At 52.9% G+C, this 20,454-nt stretch carries 13 protein-coding genes and 1 pseudogene; all 14 read right to left on the minus strand.

What is annotated here, in order from left to right; genetic code table 11:
- Nucleotides 1-22: 22 nt before the first annotated feature.
- Nucleotides 23-1,042 (minus strand): glutaminase A, encoded by a 1,020-nt coding sequence (gene glsA, locus L975_RS08185; protein ID WP_010862260.1) that lies wholly within the window; start codon nucleotides 1,040-1,042, stop codon nucleotides 23-25.
- 314 nt (nucleotides 1,043-1,356) lie between these two features.
- Nucleotides 1,357-4,884: a hypothetical protein gene (locus L975_RS08190; protein ID WP_047708071.1), complete on the minus strand. Its 3,528-nt coding sequence runs from the start codon at nucleotides 4,882-4,884 to the stop codon at nucleotides 1,357-1,359.
- A 196-nt stretch (nucleotides 4,885-5,080) separates the two neighbouring features.
- The gene (locus tag L975_RS08195) at nucleotides 5,081-8,134 is read right to left on the minus strand and encodes a M66 family metalloprotease (RefSeq protein ID WP_081995641.1); all 3,054 of its coding nucleotides are present in this window, start codon (nucleotides 8,132-8,134) and stop codon (nucleotides 5,081-5,083) included.
- A gap of 220 nt (nucleotides 8,135-8,354) precedes the next feature.
- Nucleotides 8,355-10,556, minus strand: coding sequence for an immunoglobulin-like domain-containing protein (locus tag L975_RS08200; RefSeq protein WP_047708073.1), 2,202 nt, complete (start codon nucleotides 10,554-10,556; stop codon nucleotides 8,355-8,357).
- Nucleotides 10,557-11,436: 880 nt separating this feature from the next.
- The gene (gene gbpA, locus L975_RS08205) at nucleotides 11,437-12,861 is read right to left on the minus strand and encodes an N-acetylglucosamine-binding protein GbpA (RefSeq protein ID WP_218185582.1); all 1,425 of its coding nucleotides are present in this window, start codon (nucleotides 12,859-12,861) and stop codon (nucleotides 11,437-11,439) included.
- Nucleotides 12,862-13,574: 713 nt separating this feature from the next.
- Nucleotides 13,575-14,156, minus strand: a complete 582-nt coding sequence (gene gspM, locus L975_RS08210; protein WP_052181347.1) for a type II secretion system protein GspM — start codon at nucleotides 14,154-14,156, stop codon at nucleotides 13,575-13,577.
- Nucleotides 14,156-15,463 carry a type II secretion system protein GspL gene (gene gspL, locus L975_RS08215; protein WP_052181348.1) on the minus strand — a complete coding sequence of 436 codons (1,308 nt, stop codon included), beginning with the start codon at nucleotides 15,461-15,463 and terminating at the stop codon, nucleotides 14,156-14,158. The genes gspM and gspL overlap by 1 nt, the downstream gene beginning before the upstream one ends.
- Nucleotides 15,460-16,626 carry a type II secretion system minor pseudopilin GspK gene (gspK, locus tag L975_RS08220; RefSeq protein ID WP_081995643.1) on the minus strand — a complete coding sequence of 389 codons (1,167 nt, stop codon included), beginning with the start codon at nucleotides 16,624-16,626 and terminating at the stop codon, nucleotides 15,460-15,462. The genes gspL and gspK overlap by 4 nt, the downstream gene beginning before the upstream one ends.
- Nucleotides 16,623-17,255, minus strand: coding sequence for a type II secretion system minor pseudopilin GspJ (gene gspJ, locus L975_RS08225; protein WP_047708076.1), 633 nt, complete (start codon nucleotides 17,253-17,255; stop codon nucleotides 16,623-16,625). Before gspJ ends, gspK begins: the two co-directional genes overlap by 4 nt.
- A 44-nt stretch (nucleotides 17,256-17,299) precedes the next feature.
- Nucleotides 17,300-17,776: a type II secretion system minor pseudopilin GspI gene (gene gspI, locus L975_RS08230; RefSeq protein ID WP_052181350.1), complete on the minus strand. Its 477-nt coding sequence runs from the start codon at nucleotides 17,774-17,776 to the stop codon at nucleotides 17,300-17,302.
- Nucleotides 17,777-17,779: 3 nt separating this feature from the next.
- Entirely contained in the window at nucleotides 17,780-18,340 is a 561-nt protein-coding gene (gene gspH, locus L975_RS08235) for a type II secretion system minor pseudopilin GspH (protein ID WP_052181351.1), read from the minus strand.
- On the minus strand, nucleotides 18,341-18,799 hold the full coding sequence (gene gspG / locus L975_RS08240) for a type II secretion system major pseudopilin GspG (protein ID WP_047708078.1): 459 nt from the start codon (nucleotides 18,797-18,799) through the stop codon (nucleotides 18,341-18,343).
- A 48-nt stretch (nucleotides 18,800-18,847) separates the two neighbouring features.
- Complete coding sequence (gene gspF / locus L975_RS08245) at nucleotides 18,848-20,122, minus strand: type II secretion system inner membrane protein GspF (protein ID WP_047708080.1); 1,275 nt, start codon at nucleotides 20,120-20,122, stop codon at nucleotides 18,848-18,850.
- A 5-nt stretch (nucleotides 20,123-20,127) separates the two neighbouring features.
- A pseudogene (locus tag L975_RS18325) lies at nucleotides 20,128-20,454 on the minus strand (type II secretion system protein GspE); the annotation flags it as partial.

The raw sequence follows: 20,454 nt of genomic DNA on the forward strand, positions 1-20,454 counted from the left end.
AGCAGACCGCCGCCTGCGTGACTTAACCTTTGTCGATGGTTTTATCGATATACGGTTCGGAAACAAACATATCCATGCCCAAGGTGCGCGATAAAAAGCGCGCGGCCAGCTGTCCTTTCACACTGTTACCCGCACTGTCTAGCAACGGCGCAAATGTCCCTAAGCCGCCTTTGCCCGGGGAGACGGTAACGATCCCACCGCCAATCCCGCTTTTCCCCGGTAAACCAATGTCATACAGCCAATCACCGGAGGTTTCATACAAGCCGGCCGTCACCATAACCGCCAACGTGTAGTGGCAGACATCGTTGTCGACCACCCGCTCTTTGGTCAGCGGGTTGACGCCGCCGTCAGCCAAGGTTGCGCCCATCACCGCTAAGTCGCGCGCACTGACATTTAAAGCGCACTGACGGGTATACAAATCAGTCGCGACCATCGGATCACTGCCTAACCGCCCATAGCCTTGCAGCACGTTGGCGATCCCACGGTTACGAAAGTTGGTATCGCTGGCGCACTGATACACTTCTTCATTAAGTGTTAGTTTGCGTCCGGCAAAACGGCAAAGTCCGTCGTAAATAAATTTCCATTGTTCATCGCTCGTGGTTCCGGGCACGAAGCTGGTGGTGGCGATAGCGCCGGGGTTTACCATGGGGTTAGTGCGACCATCGGTAGTTTTTTCAATCGCCGCCACGGAGTTAAAGGCCATGCCGGTGCTATTCACGCCGAGCAGCTCACGCGCGACTTTCGGGCCAATGGCTTGGCACACCAGCGCAAACACAAAGGGTTTCGAGACACTCATGATGGTAAATTCATGGTCAATATCGCCGGCGGCGTGCAGCGAACCGTCGGTTCCCACCATGCAAATCGCAAACAGATCCGGATCGACGCGTTCTAATGCCGGATAAACCGTCGAAACCTTCCCATTCGTATCGGTACCGAAACGCGCATGCGCTTCTTGCACTAAGGTGGTCACGGTATGTTGATCTGGCAGGTGGCCGGTTGAAACATAGCTGTTAAATCCGGTGCTGGCTTTACTGGTTGGCATATCAAGTATCTCCGGTAGTCGCTGTTAATGACCATTCACTCAGCATGGCGGTAGAGATACAGTTAAGAATAGACAGGATTTTTAAAAACGCGGTGGCGTGTTGTGTTTATTGCGCAGGCAGAAGAACAAAAAAGAATCAACGAAGGGATGATTATAAGCGTTTGATTAGGGATAGATTACGCGAATGAACCCTCCTACAAACCTTACATGACGACGTTCTCTCACGATCGCTGGCGAGCCTCAAGCCCAACAAAAGGGCTGCCATGCAGCCCTTTGACTTATTACTTCGATGCTATCCGCACTTTATCCTGTGGTTAAATTTTCACCCACGCATCGTTCCAATGGCTACCGGTGCCAGGAGCATAATGGCTGGTAGAGCCACCACACCACCCACTAAATGGCCACGGTTTACACTCGTAATCACCCCCTGCATGACTCACGCGATCACCGGCCTGATAGGCGGTATCTGGGGTATAGGCCGGGTAATTATCTTGGTTGCCCTCATTCCCTTCATTACCGCCATTGCCTTCATTGCCCCCACCGGCAACGGTATCGACCAGCGTGACACTAAAACGCTGCTGCGAACCTTGCTTACCGCCTTCGGCCATCCCTTCCAGTAACAGGTCATAAGACCCAGCGCTGAGGTTGTCTAACGCCAACAACAAGGTGCCATTTCCCTCAATGCGAGCGCTGGCATTACCATGCGGATTACCCGCTTGCGCTAAGGTCGCGGAGATATCCACCGGATTTGCGGTGGTGAGCGCCAATGAAATAGCGACCTGCCCATTCACCAACGGGTATTCAGTATTGAGGTTATTCAGCGTGAACTCGCTGCTCGCCCCTGCCGTAGGCGGTACAAAATCGCCACTAACGTAGTTAATTTGCGTCCAACGGCTGCTAAATAGCCACTTATTACCATTTACATGATAAACATTGGGTAATTGAGCACATTGATTTTTGGTATTAATAAAACCAATACCGTAGAAACCCGACGTGCTCATGTAACACAGGGGTTGTCCATTTTGGTGCAATACCGGCTGATTAAGCTGTCCTTTTTGGTGCAGCGACAGCCAATCAAACTGGTTTGCCGAGGAAACTAGCGGAACAAATTGGCCATCCGATTGGCGATAACGGATCAGTTCACCGGCGTCACAGCGATAGCCGCCGTCTACCGGCTCCACATAACCGTAATACTGCTCACCATCGGTGAAGGTAAAGCGGCACAAGTTGCGCTTTTCGTTCTCTTTCGGCAGCGTACTCATCAGCAGCCGCTCTTGATTGTTCAGACCGCTCAGCTGCTCTGCACTAAACTCACTGCCGTTAGCCACCCAGCCCATTGGCATTTGCGAATACTGCATAAAATAACGGTCAATGGTGTACATGTGGCTATCCGCCCGGTACTTACGCGCCCCTTGATTCACCGAGTTATAGCGATAGCCATCATTCTCTGGTTTATGGAAACCATTCAGATCGTCATCCATATACGGCAGATCGCCTTTACGAATGTGGTAGTTTGCCAATTCGGTCATCAACGGATGCCAACCGTAGCCCCCGTTGGCAAACGCGCTTTGGTGACCATAGTGACCGCCATCAAAACCGTGGCCAAATTCATGTGCAATAACGCCCCAACCACCGTAATAGTGGCTGACGAAGTTAAAGGTATCGACGCCGGTGATCCCCGCACTACCCAGACCGCCGCCCATTGCAGTGATGCCCAAATTAAGGTGCGAGCGTTTCATCAAGCTCTGGTAATAATGGGCATAATCCTCGGCAGTAAAGATCCCGTTGGCGACGTAACTGTTGCCGCCGTTGCCAAACATGTCATAGCCCATAATGTTTTTGAAATTGAACCAGACATGCTTGAACTCTTCGGCCGATACCATGTACGCCAAGTTCGTGGCAATAATCAGCCACTCTTTGGCATACAGCGCATTCATGGCACGCCACTTGGTGTCATTCGGATTCGTGCTGGCAAATCCGACATTCCACGTTGGTTTCAAACGTGAGAGTTTTTGTGCAAACGGATCGCTGTCAGAGCTAAAACGGTGGGTAAATTGCGCCGGTAAGGCTACACGGTTATCAAACAAGGCATTGAGATCAAACACCCCATCGCGGTTCGCGCTGTTAAAGCGGCCGCTTTCGCCAAACGCACTCAACGGCAGAACAATCTGGGCATAAGCCGGCAGGCGATCAAATTGGCCGAGGATAAACCACTTGTTGACGCCACTGAGTTTGGACTCGATGTTGATATCACGCAGCTCTTGCGCCGCATAGTTGGTGATGCGCACGCGCTCATTATCGAGCAGCTCCGTTTTCACCAAAGAGTTGATATTGACCGAGCGCAGTGACTTATTGACCAACACTTCATACGGCTCATCTTTATCAAAGATGTACCCCACTGAGCTTGGCTGCAACTGATCAAATTTAAACTGCGGCACAGACAAGCTGCTGCCCGCCACAAACGCGATCTCTTTGGTCAGTAGCTCGTTGATGCCCAAGCCCTGGCTGTTGGCTGAAATCAACGTGTTCCCCGCAAGATGTAGATCATTGAGCGACGTTACCGGCGCATCATTAATACGCTTTACCGCAAAGGTTTCATTGGTAAAGCGGAAGCCGCCGTCAATAAAATCACGCATCGAATACCACGCGATCCGATCTTTAAAATTGACGACCAACTGCTCGCCATCGGTATCGATTTTTTGCAGTGAGCTATCGGCGATCACCTGCTCTGGTGCTAACGGCACGCCATCACGCATAGCTTGCTCAAGCTTGCGCAGGTCATAAATGTAGTAATTTTTGCCAGTGGTATGGGCAATCAAATAGTCTTGCAGCAGATGCATTTGCACCAGACGGTGGCTGTATTTGCCTTCAAACTCCAACAAGCCAGCAATCGGGGTTTTTAAGTTATTTTCCGGCAGTACATCTTGCTGGCGATAAACCTTAATTTGGCTCAACGCATCGGCCACCAGCACATACTGGTCATTCGCCACCACCGCTTGGGTGCGGTGCAAACTGTTGATCCCCGAATCGCGGCCGGTACCGAGTGTGGTGACATGCTGATGGTTATTATCCAGATCGAAGATGTCGACCCGATGCGAGTAACGCGATACCACGTACAACAGGTTATTGCGAATATACAGCTCACTGACTTGGTTGTATTCGCTGCCTGCTCCGGTGATCTGGCCGATCACTTGGCGAGAGGCCAGATCGATAATCTGCACGCTGCCCGGATTGCTATTCTGGCTGACATATAAACGATCTTGATAGCGCTCCACGGCGGTGATCAAGCTGGCATCCAGCCCCAGCTGTTCGGCTGGGATCTGTTCGCCGATATCCAAATTTTTCACCGTCGTATCAAACGAGTTGACGCGGCACGAGGCGGTTTCCAGTACCACATGGGTTTGCTCACCATTTTGGATGGTGCCGCGCGGGTAATACTCCATCAAACAGCCGTTGCCGTAATCATAATTTCCAAACAGCTTGTTAACGGCGACCACCCCACTGTCATACCAAGTGAGCTCCCAGTCTTGATTAAAGAAATTAAAGACATTACGGATGGAGGTTTCATCGGTAAAGGTCGGCTTTGGGAAATCAAACAGGATCCGGTTATCGGCAGTGAGACGATACTCGGTGCCGTTGACGTTCAGGTAACGTTGGCCGTCTTTAATGCTCACGTTATCGCCGTTTTCCGCTTCAGCGCGCAGCGCCGCCAAACGGTCGGTCATCAGTTGGTGATGTGTTTGATAGGTCTGGCGAAAATAATCTTGTTCGCTGGTGGTCGCCCACACTGAATGCGACAGACTTACCCCAATCATGGCGGCAAGGGTGGAGATCCTCATCATGTAACGCTCCTTTTGTCAGTGGCGTGAATAGGCAACCGTCGAAAAGTCAGTGCCTTAAAAGCTAAAACGGAAAGGGAATATCCATAGTGAAAATGAAGGGGCGGGCTGGCCGTCCCCTATTGGTTACTGAGCTAGGTTGCTGAGCTAGGTTGCTGAGCTAGGTTGCAGAGCTAGATTGCAGATCTAGATTGCCGGATCACAGGCGCTGCCATGCATCAGACCACGCGCTACCGGTACCCGGCGCATAATGGGCGGGAGACAGACCACACCAGCCGCTATACGGCCACGGCTTACACTCGTAGTTCGCGCCGCTGTTGCTGACGCGATCGCCGGCTTGGTAGCTATTGCCGGCCACATAGGCCGGATAGTCGCCTTCGCTCCCACCGCCTTGATTGTCTTCACTCAGTGTCACGGTATGACGTTGCACCACTGGCTGCTGGCCTTCGGCCTTGCCTTCAATCACCAGTTCATAGCTACCGGCGCTGGCATTGCTGACCGCCAGCGTCAGTGCGCTGTTGCCGTTCACCTGAGCACTGACTTCCCCAAAGCGCTGGCCGTTTTGCTGCAAGCTCGCGGCAATCTGCACCGGATTTTGGGTGGTCAGATTCAAACGGATGCTGACCTGACCGTTGACTAAGGTATAGCGGGAATCGAAATTACTGAGGGTAAAATCACTGCTGCCGGTCACCGGAGGTGGCGTGACGCCGCCGCTGCAATCACTGTCACCTTGCAGACGCCAGACACCCCATTCGCCGGTGGTACCCGGCTCTTCGCCTTGCGTCCACCATTCGGCACGCCAGCTCTTACCGTTATGGCTGGCCAGATCGCCGCCCACGTAGGTTGCCTCTGCGCGCCAGGCATTACTGCACTCACCGCCACCGTCGGTTTCCGGCAACTTACCATTGATGGTGTACACCAGATCGGTCGGCGCAACAGACAGCGCGGCTTCGCTCAAGGTGCGGTTGTTACACACCACTCGCGCTTTGCTCGGTTGACTGTCGCTAGGCACGTTAATGTGGAATTTGTTCATCACGGCGCTCGATGCGCGGTGATTCAGCAGCTTAAAGCGCAGCACGCTGTCACGGGTTTCGACCTGCAACTGACAGTCATTGCTGGACACTGTGGCGCTGTCATCGGGGTAGGTAAATCCATACGCTGCATGCAGTGCCGGATAGATGTAGCTTTGCAGACGCGCTTGCGGATCGTAGTAGCCGACCAAGGTGGTCACCGGAATTTCGAAACGCTGTGGTTGACGGGCAACGCGTGTATTCACCTCCGCCCGCTCTTGCCAGCGCTGGCCATCAGAGGTGAAAGTTTTCTTGTAGCCGTTGCTGACCAGAATTTCGCTGCCATTGATAAACAGATGACTGTTATAGCCTGCGCGATGGTCAATACTGATGCTGCGACCCCGGTTTTCACTTGATGCCGCCGGCATATAAATGTTACGCGCCCAGTGTCCGTTCCACATGCCAATTTTGACCAGCTCATACTCCGAAAGCAGCTGAGCCAGATTCTCGGCGCTCAGGTTATCGACCGGAGCATTGACCGTTTCGAGCCCTTCTACGGTATGTTGGTATGGATCCATGCGCGCGGTATCGGCATTCCATTTGCTAAATCCGGTCGGTGATTGGCTATCAAACACCGCTTTGCTAGCAAAGAAACGCTGGATCAGCGCCGCCGAGTTCGGGGTATATAAGGTAAAGCGGTTGGCTGCAGAGAATGGCTCGCCGCCGGCCATCGCATCCTTACCAAACTGACGCCCGTCAAACGGCAACTGACACTGACCGTCGAGACAGGTTTCGGCCTGATTTTGACGCGGGAAAAAGTTTGGAATAAAGCGCAGCTTGTCGCTATCCCAACCCCAGGTCGAGTTGATTTGATCGGCGCTGCGATGCACCGAGCCACGAAAACCATCCACATAGTGGCCCAAGCCAAAGTTATGACCCACTTCGTGGCTAAATTCGTTACCCAGTGAATTATCCAGCGTGACAATACCGCCGCCACCCGAACCACCGTGCACCTGTACGCCATTCGCATATTTGCCACGGCTGTTATGTGCCGCCAGCTGAGCGACCACAAACGGATGGCTACCCTCGCCTTCGCCCGCCGAGCTGTTAATACCGTAGTTAGCGTTATCAATGCCGTGCGAGATCAGCTCTTTACCGATCCGCTGGCGCATAGTGCCGCCATGCCAGCCGCCATCACTCGGGTCAAAGTCCGTCAGCAAAGTGCCGTTAGGCAACATCACTTCCGGTAAGTGCAACGGTGCATACTGGTTAACCACCATGCGACGCGCCGGAAGGGTCTGGAAGTATTCGCGCTGCGCGTCAAAATCCTTGGCAAACGAAAAGCGATCGCGCGGCTCTACCAACATCCCAATATCAATGGTGTGCAGCAGCAATTCGCCCGGTGCACCGACTGGGATATCCGTCAATTCACCGGTTAAATTGCCTTGGCGCACGGAAAGCGCGAGCCCTGGCACAATCCACTCGGCCGGTAACTCGCCACTCCACGTATCCGGGGCATAACTCAGACGGTTGTTTTCCAACTCGCCTTCGCGAAACCACTGGCCGTTGGCATATTTAAACGCGATGGTTTGGCCATTCGATACGGTGACTTTGCGCTCACCATAATAAAGGTTTGAGTTATAACCGGCGCGTGAACGCATCCGCACCATCTTGCCTTCCAGCTCAGCGCCTTGTGGCAGATAGATATCACGCACCCAACGGCCATCAGCGGTTTGGATCTCAACCAATGCACTCGTGGCCAGACGCTCTTTCAGAAAAGCGCCATTCTTGTCATCCAATTTGGCCAATTCAGCGCTGCTGTTAATGACCCGCGTTTCACCACTTTCAGGGGTAAAGTTAACGCCACCAGCAGGAACACCCGGTAGATGGTAGACCGTTTCTGGCAATGCCGATGGCGGCGCTAAGGTCACGGTGCCCAAAAGCGCGCCACTGCTATCACGAGCATCAACAAACATCGGCGTGACCGCGTCCGGTTGCAATGGCTGCACCAAAATCAGACTTTTGCGCAAACTGGTGAGGATAGGCTGGCGATCGCCTTCGAGGGCCTTAGACGGCAAGATTTGGCTTTGAGCAAACTGAACTTTGGCTTCTAGCTTTCCCACCAAATCATTTTTCGACTGGATACTGTTGAAATATAACGGAGAGGTGTCATTAGCGGATACAGGTAAAGCAGCGGTGACCAGTGAGACTGCAATCAAGCATGAGAGATAGCTCATTTCCATATTACCTACCTTTTATTAAACAACTGTTTATTAAATGAACAGCCATCAAACAACTGCGCCCTTATGCTTGTTAATTAATAAAAATCAACATGTTAATAAGAGCTGTTCGCTTTCAATCTCATCAGATACTCATACTGCGCGTATAAAAAGGGGCAGCCGAGCTGCCCCGATATGTCGATGAATATCGCGATGAGATAATCAGATTAGATAACGCGATGGATTACAGGCGATCCCACGCATCACCCCAAGCGCTGCCACTGCCTGGTGCATAGTGCGCCGGGGAGCTGCCACACCAGCCGCTGTACGGCCATGGTTTGCACTCATAGTTTGCACCGCCATTGCTCACGCGATCGCCCGCTTGGTAGGCATTACCGGCCACATAGGCTGGGTAATCGCCCTCGCCGCCACCGCCTTGGTTGTCTTCGCTCAGGGTCACGGCATGACGCTGTACCACCGGCTGTTGACCTTCGGCTTGCCCCTCAATTACCAGCTCATAGCTGCCCGCCGTGGCATTGCTCACCGCCAAGGCCAGTGCGCTGTTACCGTTAACCAGCGCATTCACCGCGCCAAATGATTGGCCGTTTTGCTGCAGGCTGGCGGCAATCTGGACCGGGTTTTTGGTGGCCAGATTAAAGCGAATGCTGACTTGACCGTTGACCAAGGTGTAACGGGAGTCAAAGTTGCTGATGGTGAAATCGCTGCTGCCAGTTACCGGAGGCGGAGTTACGCCGCCGTCACAATCGCTGTCACCTTGCAGACGCCAAACGCCCCACTCTCCGGTCGTGCCCGGCTCGTCACCCTGCGTCCACCACTCGGCGCGCCAGCTCTTGCCGTTGTGGCTTACCAGATCGCCACCCACATAAGTCGCTGTGGCGCTCCAACCGTTAGTGCACACGCCACCGCTTTCTTTCACGGTCACGTTACGCGCTTGCGTCACGGTCTGACCGGCACTGTCGCTCACTTGGTAGGTCAGGGTGTAACGGCCAACGGTGTTGTTATCTACACTGCCGCTCAGTTTGATGTGAGAGGTCAGATCGCCATCTTCTTCATCCTGCGCGCTCACGCCTGCCAATGGATCAAAGGCGGTGCCGAGGATCAAGGTGGTGTCGGCAATACCGCTGAAGGTTGGCTTCATGTTGTAAACTTCAACCGTGCGCACTTGCTCGGTCTGGTTGTTGTCGCTGTCGCTCACTTTGTAGATCAGCGGGTACAGGCCGATGCGCTGAGTATCCACTGATCCTTCTACGCGGATCTGCGCGGTCAGATCGCCGTCTTCACGATCGCTGGCGCTAACGCCGCTCAGTGGATCAAACTGCGCACCTTGCTTGATGCGGGTGTCGCTGATGCCGGAGAAGATTGGCTTGCCGTTTTCTACCGGTGGCGGAGTGATGTCCTGACCATGAATGAACGGGCCGTAGTTCTTAATGAACGACTCGTTATACGTCTGACCGGCAGCGTTGCGCCCCATATCCCAGTTGATAGACCAAGTCATCACCCCACGCAGAGGCTGACCTTGGCTCTTCAGACGATTGAAGGCGTTGTACAGCTTTTGTGGCTCTTGAACGTAGCCGGTTGCCGCGGCATCAATGTTGGTTGGAATACCGAACACCAGTTTGTCGTGTGGAATTTTGTAAAAACCGCGCGAGCCGTTGCTCAGAGAGTCCGCGATGTAGTAGATGAACTCTTCTTTCAGCGCGTCATTGTTCTGGGCAATCCAGCCGATACCATCGATGTAGATCCCATCGCCGCCTTGGTTGTAGAACTGCGGGTTGATCCAATCGTAGTAGCCTTCCAGATTACGGATGTACGGAATGTACGCACCGTTGGTGGTCAGATACGGGAACTCTGGCGCCATGGTGATCAGGAAGTTTTTACCTTGAGCGCGGTAGTGGTCTTTGACGATACGCAGCGCTGCTGGGATCACGGTCTGGTTGTCGGCAGCGGTGATCGCCGCTTGTTCCAAGTCGATATCCAAACCATCAAAGCCGTAAGTTTCCACCTGACGGATAATCTCATCTGCAAACGCCTGCTCTTGGCCTTTACGCAGTTCGATGTGTGCATCAGCGCCGCCCAACGCCAGCAGTACCGAGCGACCTTGGCGGTTCAGTTGAGCAATCTGTGCGATGAACTCGCTTTCACTCATGCCAACAGCTGGATCCAGCTTAAACGTCGGGATCGGATCGCTGCCGTACACTTTCATAAAGGAGACATCAACCACGTTGTACTGTGGGTTGACTTGATCAAGCTTCACACATGGCGCAATACCGCCTTTGTAACCGGCACCATCGCACCAGTTATGCCAGTAACCCACCACCACACCGGATGATGGATTAACCATTGTCTGACCGGCATTGGCCGCATGCAGCATTGGGCTACTCACGCCAATCAGGCAGCCCAGCAAAGATAGTTTCAGCTTGTTCATTATTTCTCCCATTTACGCGTTAACAACGCCTTACCAGCAAATACTCAAAACTCATACATACGCAGTGCAACGCCCCTAAAACGGTGTGCGGTACACGTGCGCTGTAATTGGTGCAAAATTCTGTGCAATTCGTTCTATCCCCTTCCTACTTGAAGCTGCAGCGGTGTTGGCTACGTTCGTTCAGCCCAATCACATAGTTTGCCTATGCTCATGGAGATTCACTCACGTGCCGCCTACCTGCAACTTCACGTTGTTTGGGTATATACAATATGGAACAACACGGATAGTCATCACCGATTGGGCGATTGACCTACGCGCGAAAACTTATTTCCGCCGCGCTCGCTTACACCCAGCGCGGCTATTTTTTATTCATTGTTGTTGTGGTGGCAGATTTAAAAGAAAAGAGCTGTTTTTTCATTCTTATTATGTGCGACGCATCTATTTTAAATGGATAAAACACACTTATTTCTGCCGCCATGACTTTTAAAGCGACAATATTATGACGACATTAATTTGACGAGCACGCTTCTGAATAGCCGTACAAATATATTACCCACAGACTCTTTGATTTCAGCACGTACTTAAAGTAAGTGTCAATGAGTTATATCTATTTAGCATTAATAAACAAAACAACCGCTCGCTTTATCCATACAAACAAATTTTAATATCATATAATTTATGGGATTAAATAAAGCCTATATGCAACTTACTGGCTATCTTTTTAATTAACGCATTTTATATAACACCGAATAACCCAATACGCATTTAATGGCATAAAAAAGTAATAAATAACGCCGTTTAAAAAGCCCTGTTAAGACAGGGCTTTTTTAGGTATTACTCACTTTATGTAGTGATAATTGAGTCTAATTCGCCAGTCGCGTTATTTTTTCTCAATCCACGCATCTTGCCAGTGTGAACCGACACCCGGCTCATAATGGGTTGCAGTTTCACTCCACTGCGTGCAATAGCCACTGTATGGGAATGGCTTACACTCATAGACTTTGCCGTTTTTCGGCTGCAGTACCGTGGTGCCGGCAACATAGGATTTGATGGACTGCGGGAACGTAAACTCATACTCACCGGATGGTTCGCCAGTTTCCTCCGCCTTCAGCATAAAATCAGCGCTTTTTTGCAGCACTTTTTGTTCTTTATTGCTGGCTTTAACCACCAAGCGATGATGACCGGCCTGCGCATCTTGCACCGCCAGCGTGACATTACGCGTGCTGTCTTGCAGATCAAACGCAGTGAACGCCTGTGCCACGCCGCCATGATTATAGATAGTCGCCTGAATCGCTAAATCGCCAACCGCACGCACGTCAAAGCTAATGCTGGCCTTACCTTCGCTTAAGGTATAGCTCTCTTGCAGGCCGCTCAGCTCAAGATCCAGTGGCAACGCACTTTCATCCTTAATGATTTCAATCTCAACTCGCTCCAATCCACTGTCTTTCTTGGCATAGACGGTATTTTGGCCATAAGCCGGATTGATATTGCCCTGCGCATCTTTCTGGCCAGCCTGATACAGAGTCTGGCTGCTATTAATCGCTTTCGACAGTGCGTAAGCCCACTGATTTTTCTCGCCTTGCTCATTTGAGGCGATGGTCAGCGTGGTGGACAACGCATGACGCTCACCTTGGGCATCAAACACACGCGTTTTGACTTTATCGCCGACGCTCAGATTGACGCTTGGATAGATGGTACCCACGTTTGCCCAGCCAAAATCAGGGATTTCGCTGTTATCGTCGTCAAACATCACGTCAATCATGTTATAGAAACTGTTGACGGTATCACCCACTTCCCACACCGCCAGAATGACGTGGTAACCGCTACGCTCAGGGATCACGATGTCATGGCTAAATTGCTTCGGCGGCTGCTGCATATCACCGCTATGAACCGCAAACGGTGTTAATTCAAATGCATCGCGGGTCAATGGCGCATTCTGATCCCAGTTCGGTTTGGTGATGTAATAACGCCACTCGCGCGTCACGTGGTTGGCGGTAAAATTCCAGCGAATGGTCTGTTTACCGCTTTTAATCGGCGTTTTACTCCAACGGGTGCTGGTTTGCGCATCCAGTTCACTAAATTGCACCAAGCCCGCGCTCGCCAGCTTGCCGTCCGCAGGGCCCGCTAACGGAAACCCATCAGGCCCTTCAATACTTTGTGGCTCCCACTGCACTGCGCCACAGTCACTGTTTAAGCCGGTTTTACAGGCGTAGCCACGTGATTGCGGCGCTTCCACATAACCGTGGGCCCAAGCCGTCGAGCTAAACGCGGCGATTGTTAGCAATGCAATTTTAGTCAGTTTCATCATAGTTCCAGTTTAGAGATAAAAAACAGCGCAGAAGCGATACTGCGCCAAAAAAGACCACCTCGGCGTGATACCGCTGCGGTCAAAAACGTTGATGCACTCCCTAAGAGGGATTTATTAAAATTTGTTTTATTTATATCCGCGATTATTTGTATCCGAGCCACGATACGGATATCAGCATTGATGCATATCAATAATAAATCAGCGTTGTTACTCATCCTCCGCCATGCAATATGCAAAGCGGATAAACTTAATTTTATATTGAGGTTTAAATCAATCGTCTGCGCTTGATATACATCAGACAAATTGGTGCACTAACTGGTCGCTTTAATAATCAATTTAATTATTTTATTAAGTAAACAGAAAAATTCGACAATAAACCGTCAAACCAAAACGCAAATAACGACAATATATTGACCCACAAATTCAGAAAGCAGTCAGAAAATAGAGCATACATTAAGCATGCAAATAGACTTCTCATTTTATTGGCATTTGAGCACAGGGGTAAATGGACTGTCAATAAAGCTTAGATGACGTTTTCATTAATTCGTAATATCCACTAATCAAAATAGATTAAAAACTCTAAATAGAACGCATTCAGATTAGCCTCTCTGAAATTAATCGCACAAATCACGGTTTATTTCTCACCGAATTTGATTTTTCATACCTCTAATTAGGTACTGTTGAGTTAGATGTCTGAGTGTCGATTAAAATTATGCCAACTCCAAATTCAATACGCGCACCTGCCCCGGCATCATTTCGGCACTGACATCCAAGAAACGCACTTGAATGCCAAACTCATCATGTAGCGTATTAAGCCATGCCAGCAAACTGTTAAAACTGAGCGGGTTGATGCTCAGTTGAATGCTATCGTCTTTATTCACAATCCGCGTTACCACTATCTGGTGCTGCTGCGCACTTTCGCTGATCACCTGCGCAAGTGAGCCTTGTGGGCGAGCGGGCCCCGCCTTAGGTTGTGCGTTACGGTGTGCCAGTATCTGCGGCTGCGCCATTTGCATGCGCGTTAATAAAGTTTGCTGCTGCTGCAATTGACTGCGCTCGTGCTCTAACGCTTGCTGCAACGGTTGCCAAATGCCCCAGTAATATCCACCCACCAGCAATGCAGCACTGGCCAGGATCACGAGGCGTTTTTCACGCGCTGAGCGCGCATGCCAATAAGGGGCCATCCGCAGCACTGCTATGCTGCCCACTCGAGTATAAGCATGACGCAGTGAATCAAAGCTTGAACCCTGTGCCGCCAGCCGCTCTGATAGGCGAGATAGATAACCGCGCATTAGGCTTTTCCTCCGCGTAAAATAAATTCGCCACTTACGCCACCACTTACGCCACTGCTGCGGTTAACGCTGCTCTCTTGCGCCAGCGGGCTTAACTCCACCGAGAAGTGCGTGGCCAGCTGACGGCGCAGCGTATCAAAATCGGAAAAACTCCCTGCTCGCAACTTTAAACGCACCTCTTGGCGCGGCTGATCAAAGCGCAAGTTAAGTACACTCACTGGCGTAGCGAGCGCGGCGCTGTCTAATGCCTGCGCAATGGTCGGTAGCAACACCAATAACTCCTGCGTACTGCTCGCTGATTGCGTTTCGCGCAGTGCGGCATTGAGTTGAGCGCGTAAATTGACGATCCGTTTTTGCTCAGGGAATAACTGGCGGAACTGCTGCTCTGCTGCCTGCCGCGCCTGCGCGCTTTGCTGCGCCACACTCCATAGCGCCACCGCTCGCTCAACGGTCAACAGTGACAACAGCAGCGCCGCCGTAAACGCCAACGGCCGCCAGCGCCGCCACTGACGCCGCACATCCGTACGTAAACGCCAGCGGCCAGTGAGCAACGTCGCGTTACTGGCGATAGCCGCACTGGATGTGGTGAGCACTAATGTATTGATATCTTTAACCGTCAGCGTATGTGCATCACGCGCTAACTCATCACCGGTTAACGCCGTTAATAAAGCCGGATAGTCAGTTAACGGCTGCCCGCTAAAGACTTGCCACTCTGGCGCACGTGACTCACCACGCGCCATCTCATCATGGTTGCTATCCGCCTGCAGCAATACGCTCGCCAGCGCCATATCGGTACTAAAACCGTGCCAGCCCTGCTGATGACACAGCACGCGATCGGCGGCGATCAGCAAGCTATTTTCCGGCAATGCAGCCCAATCGGGTAACACGCGTGCCGAGGTGATGTTTGCTTGCTCCAACCAATAGACAATCTGCTGCATGCGCCGATGTTCAATCACTGCCACGCTGGCCTTATCGCCTTGCAGCTGTAGCAAACTACAATGCAAAAGCTCGATATCTTGTGTCAGCTCTTCTTCCAGCAAGGCGGGTAGCACTTTATCGGCTTGGCGCTTCGCGCCTTTTGGCAATGCCACCGACCAGATACTGACCCACTCGCCGGGGATCAACAGCTGAACAGTGGTGTTTGGCGTGACTAACGCAGCTACACTCTCGAGTTCAGCATGGCCAAACTGACCTTGCTGACTGGGGGTTTGCGCTAACGCGCCAGAAGGCGGCTCTAAAGCAACGCACTGCCAGCGGATCGGCTGCTCGGCGCTGACCGGCAACAACAGACTCAGTAACTCACTCACTCCAAATCTCCTTGCTGATGCCACAGCACATAAAACCCTTGTCGATCCGAGGCCGAACGGCCAATCACCGCTTCACTGTCACGGCGCACACCGTTCATCTCAATACGCACTGACAGGCGAAAATAATCACTGCTCACCGTCAGCAACGTTTTTAGCCGCTGCTTAACGGCGCTATCCACATCGGCCAGCGCCGGTATTTGTAAAAAGGCCGCAACGCTTTCCCAACCTTGCTGCGGGCGCTCCCGCAAGATTTGTTCCGCCTGCATACGGCTTAAATAAGGGGTAAACACCGCTTCAAGCAGCGGCGCGTTATCCTCACCTAACGTGTTGACGTTAATACGTAAATTTTTCTCGGGGATAGTGCACAGCACTGGCGCGACGCGTTGATACAGATCAGCATCCATCCCTAATACCGGACGAATTTCGCTTACATCGGTCAGTAAGCTGTTGGGCGGATAAAAAGGCAGATCACGCGCTAGATATTCACCGTCTTCTCGCCCTTGCGCGGTTTGCACCACGGAATCAGCATCAATAAATTCCCATAAATTGTCTGCCAACAGCTCGGCGCGGTACTCCGGCACATCCTGACTTTTAAGCAGTGCCAATAATTGACGGACAACCAACGGCGTGCCGTTTTGTGCGGCGCTCTCTGGCGTTGGATTTGCGGGCGCTGGATTTTCAGGTACTGAATTTCCCGGCTCGCCGTTTTCGGGATCGGTATTTTCCCCGCCGCCCTCACCGGTATTGGGTGACGAGCCTGACGTTTGACCTGTCACTGAGGTTTGCGCTTCATGCAGCGCATTAAGGTTAAAGCAGGCCTGTAAGTCAGACAGCGCAAGGCTCACCCGCCCTTGTGGCAGCGCAAAGTGCAAATCCTCTTGCGCCCAGGCTTGTGACAAATTCACTGTCGGCTCAAGCCCCACGCTATCGCGTAACAGGCGCAAGGCCTGACTTTCGGCCGCCGTCGTCAGCCACGGCAATGCTTGATATTCTTGCTGATGCAACGCGAGTCCGATTTGCTGCTGTATCCGCCCACTCATGTTAGCGGCCAGCAGCGTCATGACGGCGAGCAGCACCATCACTATAATCATTGCCATACCACGCTTAGGCGTCTTAAGCTGTTGAGCCAGTCGACGCGACGTATTAGCCGGTTTTCGCTTCATGCCCGCCCTCCACGGCCAGAGGGCAATAGCGCGCCGCGCAGTAACCACACGCGCTCAATGGTGCCTAATTGCGGGAAATCGAAAGTAATGCGGATGGCCTGTGGAATCGCTTGCGGACTGCTCCACTGTCCACTCCAACGGCCATTATCATAAAACTGTACGCGCAGGGCATTCACCGGCGCTAACACCTGCACTTGCGGCGTCACGCGGCTATCCAGATCGGTTTGCGGCCACAGCCAACGCTCTAACTTACCCTCAGCGATTCGGTAGCCAACTTGGGTAAAGTGGCTGCGCGCCTGCATCATGTGCGGATTGACCACCCCACCTCGGGTAAAACGCAGCCCGACACCTTGCGAGCCCAGCACGCCATTGCCCACCAGCAACGCCGCTTCACGCCCAGCAGGGCCACTGCGCACCGTTTTGGGGATCATCTGCGTTAAATCGTGAGTCAGGTACTGCATCATCTGCTGCAATGCCTGCAACTCGCTGTGCTGCTGCTCGCTAATGCTATCGGCTTGCATCACACCGCTCACCACCTGCTGACTCATCACGCTCAGCATGGCAAAAACCGCAATCGCCACCAGCATCTCCAGCAGCGTAAAGCCTACGGCGGGAGTTCGCGTAGACATACCCGTCCTGCGATGAGAAGAGACTGTCACCCGAGTCGCCCTCATTAACGCAGCTCCGTCAGCGGTGCTGGCAACCAAATACGGCGCGTGACCAGCAACGCACTAAAATCGGCTTTGCGGCTGATCTCAATATCCATCGCTTGCAGCGTGCGATTATCACCCTCTACCGCGCGGGTGCGCCAATACCAAGGCTGGCCGTCCACCACGGTTTCCCCTTGCTGGGTTTGATAGGCCAACACACTCTCGCGACTTCCAGCTTGCAAATAGAGCAATGCACTTTGATTGTCGGCCAGCCAGTCACCCAGCATGCGCTCTTTTAAGCGCGCTTGGTGCGAAAGCGTAGTGCCCGACACCTGCATCACCGTCAGCGACGCCATGGCAAAAATGGCCAAGGCGATCATCACTTCGAGCAGGGTAAATCCGGTCTGCGGACCTTGCAGATGAATGCTTCGACCATAGATGCGGTGACGTAACGGAGTCGGATTAAAAGGAGTCGGATTAACCTGACGCATATTCGCCATGCCTTATCCCCCCGCCGTACATTCGGTCAGCTGCGGCGACTGCCCAGCACTGACACTGACTTGCCAACAGGCTGACGGATAGCTTTGCACAAAACGCAAACTAAATGGCCGCTCCAGTTGGTGCTCGGCAAACACCAGCTGCGGGGGGCGCTCAGCGCTGTGGCTTTGCATCTCCAGCTCAATGTCATGCAGGCTCAAACGTTGCTGCTGCAAATCCAAATCACCGGCGCGGACAGAAGGCAGCGCTGCCAGCTCTAATTGACTGCGCACCTGTGGCGGCAAGGTGACCTGCGCACTCTGGCGAGCACGCGACACCGGCTGCCACTGACCTTGCCGGCGCACCATCAGCTGATAACCATCAGGCTCCACACGCACGCCCACCATCTCGCCACTGACCAAGGCTTCATCACGCAAGCGCGTCCACTGCGACCAAAAGGCGGACGCTGCACCATGCGCGACGGGCTTGGTACCACTTGAGAGCGTAGGCACAATCATGCTGGTGACAGTGCCGAGCAGCACAATCACCAACATCATCTCGAGCAGAGTAAAGCCGCGCGTCACCACTTACTTATGCAGCTCCTGCATGTTCCAATTACCGATATCCACGCCATTGCCTTCACCTCCCTCGACGCCATCAGCGCCCAGTGAATAGATATCCACCTGACCGTGCTCGCCTGGGCTTAAGTACTGATATTCGTTGCCCCACGGATCGGTTGGCAGACGTTTGATATAGCCATTTTCACGGTAGCGACGCGGCTGCGGCTCACCATCCGGCTTGCTGACCAGCGCTTGCAACCCTTGCTGGGTGCTCGGATATTGGCCGTTATCCAGCTTGTACATATCCAAGCTGTTTTCCAGCGCGGTTAAATCACTGACCACTTTTTGCTGATCGGCGCGCTCTTTGTTACCGAGCAAATTGGGCACCACCAAACTGGCCAGTACGCCCAAAATCACAATCACCACCATCACTTCCAGCAAGGTAAAACCCGCTTGCGGCGTGCGTTTGACAGACTTTGAATACATGCGTTATCTCCGTGAGTTAGATTTTGGCCACTTACGCGCCAACCACACTTACATCCCAACCATGTTGTTGAGCTGCAGCATCGGCTGCAAAATGGCGATGACAATAAAAAGCACCACGCCCGCCATCAGGACAATCAGCAAAGGCTCAAACACCCCCAGCGCAATCCCGACTTGGGTATCAAATTCGCGATCTTGGTTATCCGCAGCTTGCGCTAACATCGGCTCTAGCTCGCCACAGCGCTCGCCTGAGGCGATCATGTACAGCATCATTGGCGGGAATAAGCGCAGCTCGCCGAGCGCAGCGCGCAAGCTACTGCCTTCGCGGATCCGTTCGGCAGCAGAAAGAATTTGCTGTTCGATATGGCGATTGGCACACACACTGGCGGCAATACGCACGCCATCGAGCACCGGAATGCGGCTTGCGGTGAGAATGCTTAAGGTGCGGGCAAAACGCGCGGTATTCAGGCCACGGCTCACGCGCCCAATCACCGGTAAACGTAAAATGACGCGATCCCAGCGCAAACGCAGCGCCGGTTTGTGCAGTAAACGCTGCATCAACACGGCTAGCGCCAGTAGCGAGATCAACAGCGGTAACCCGGCCACCTGTACGCCATCGCTTAAACTCATCAATAAGCGGGTGGAAGCAGGGAGCGCCTGCCCTAAATGCTCAAACTGCGCTACCACTTTAGGCACCACCGACGAGAGCAAAATGCCAATCACGCCGATGGCGACCAAGGTCAGCATCAGTGGATAGAGCATTGCCTGCAGCAAACGGCTTTTCATGCGCTGTTTTTGTTCGGTGTAATCGGCCAAACGCAGCAACACGCGCTCTAAGTGGCTGGATTTTTCCCCTGCCGCGACCATCGAGCAAAACAGGGAATCAAACACCTGCGGATGTTCACGCAGGCTATCTGACAACGTAAACCCCTCTTGGATGCGGGCACGTAAACTGAGCACCAGTGTTTTGATATGCAGCTTTTCACACTGTTCGCTCACCGCCTGTAAGCACTCTTCCAGCGGCATCGCCGCTTGCACCAAGGTGGCCAATTGACGAGTCAGCAGCGCCAAATCCGCCGAACTGACCCGCCGCTGCAACCAGCGCCGCCCAGAAGCTGCGCGCTTCCCCGTTGTTGGACTGCCCGCCGCATGTCCTACCGTAGTCGAGCGCGGCGCAGCAGCCGGCGTGTCTACCGCCCACACGTCCACCGGCAGCAAATCTTGCGCACGCAGCAGTTGCCGTGCATGACGGGGAGAGTCAGCCTCGGTCATCCCTTTACGAGTGCGCCCCGCAGCAGTTAAAGCCTGATAACGAAATAACGCCATCGCGCTTATCCTTCCTGTGTCACGCGCAACACCTCATCGAGCGAGGTGTCACCCGCCAGCACTTTTTGTAAGCCGTTACCTCGAATACCGGGGCGCAGGGCGCGTAGATGACTTTCCATCTGCGGCTCACCGGCACGCTGATGGATCAAAATGCGCAGCGCCTCATCCACCACCATCAATTCATGGATGCCAGTACGGCCGCGAAAGCCTTTAAAATTGCACTCAGGGCAGCCTTCAGGGTGAAAGAGGGTGATAGGAGTAGAATCATCTGGACGGATGCCGAGTAAACGGCGCTCTTCGCTATTGGCCGGCGCGGCGCGCCGGCAAGCCGG

Source organism: Plesiomonas sp. ZOR0011 (assembly GCF_000800945.1).
GTDB classification, from domain to species: domain Bacteria; phylum Pseudomonadota; class Gammaproteobacteria; order Enterobacterales; family CAMTGL01; genus Plesiomonas; species Plesiomonas shigelloides.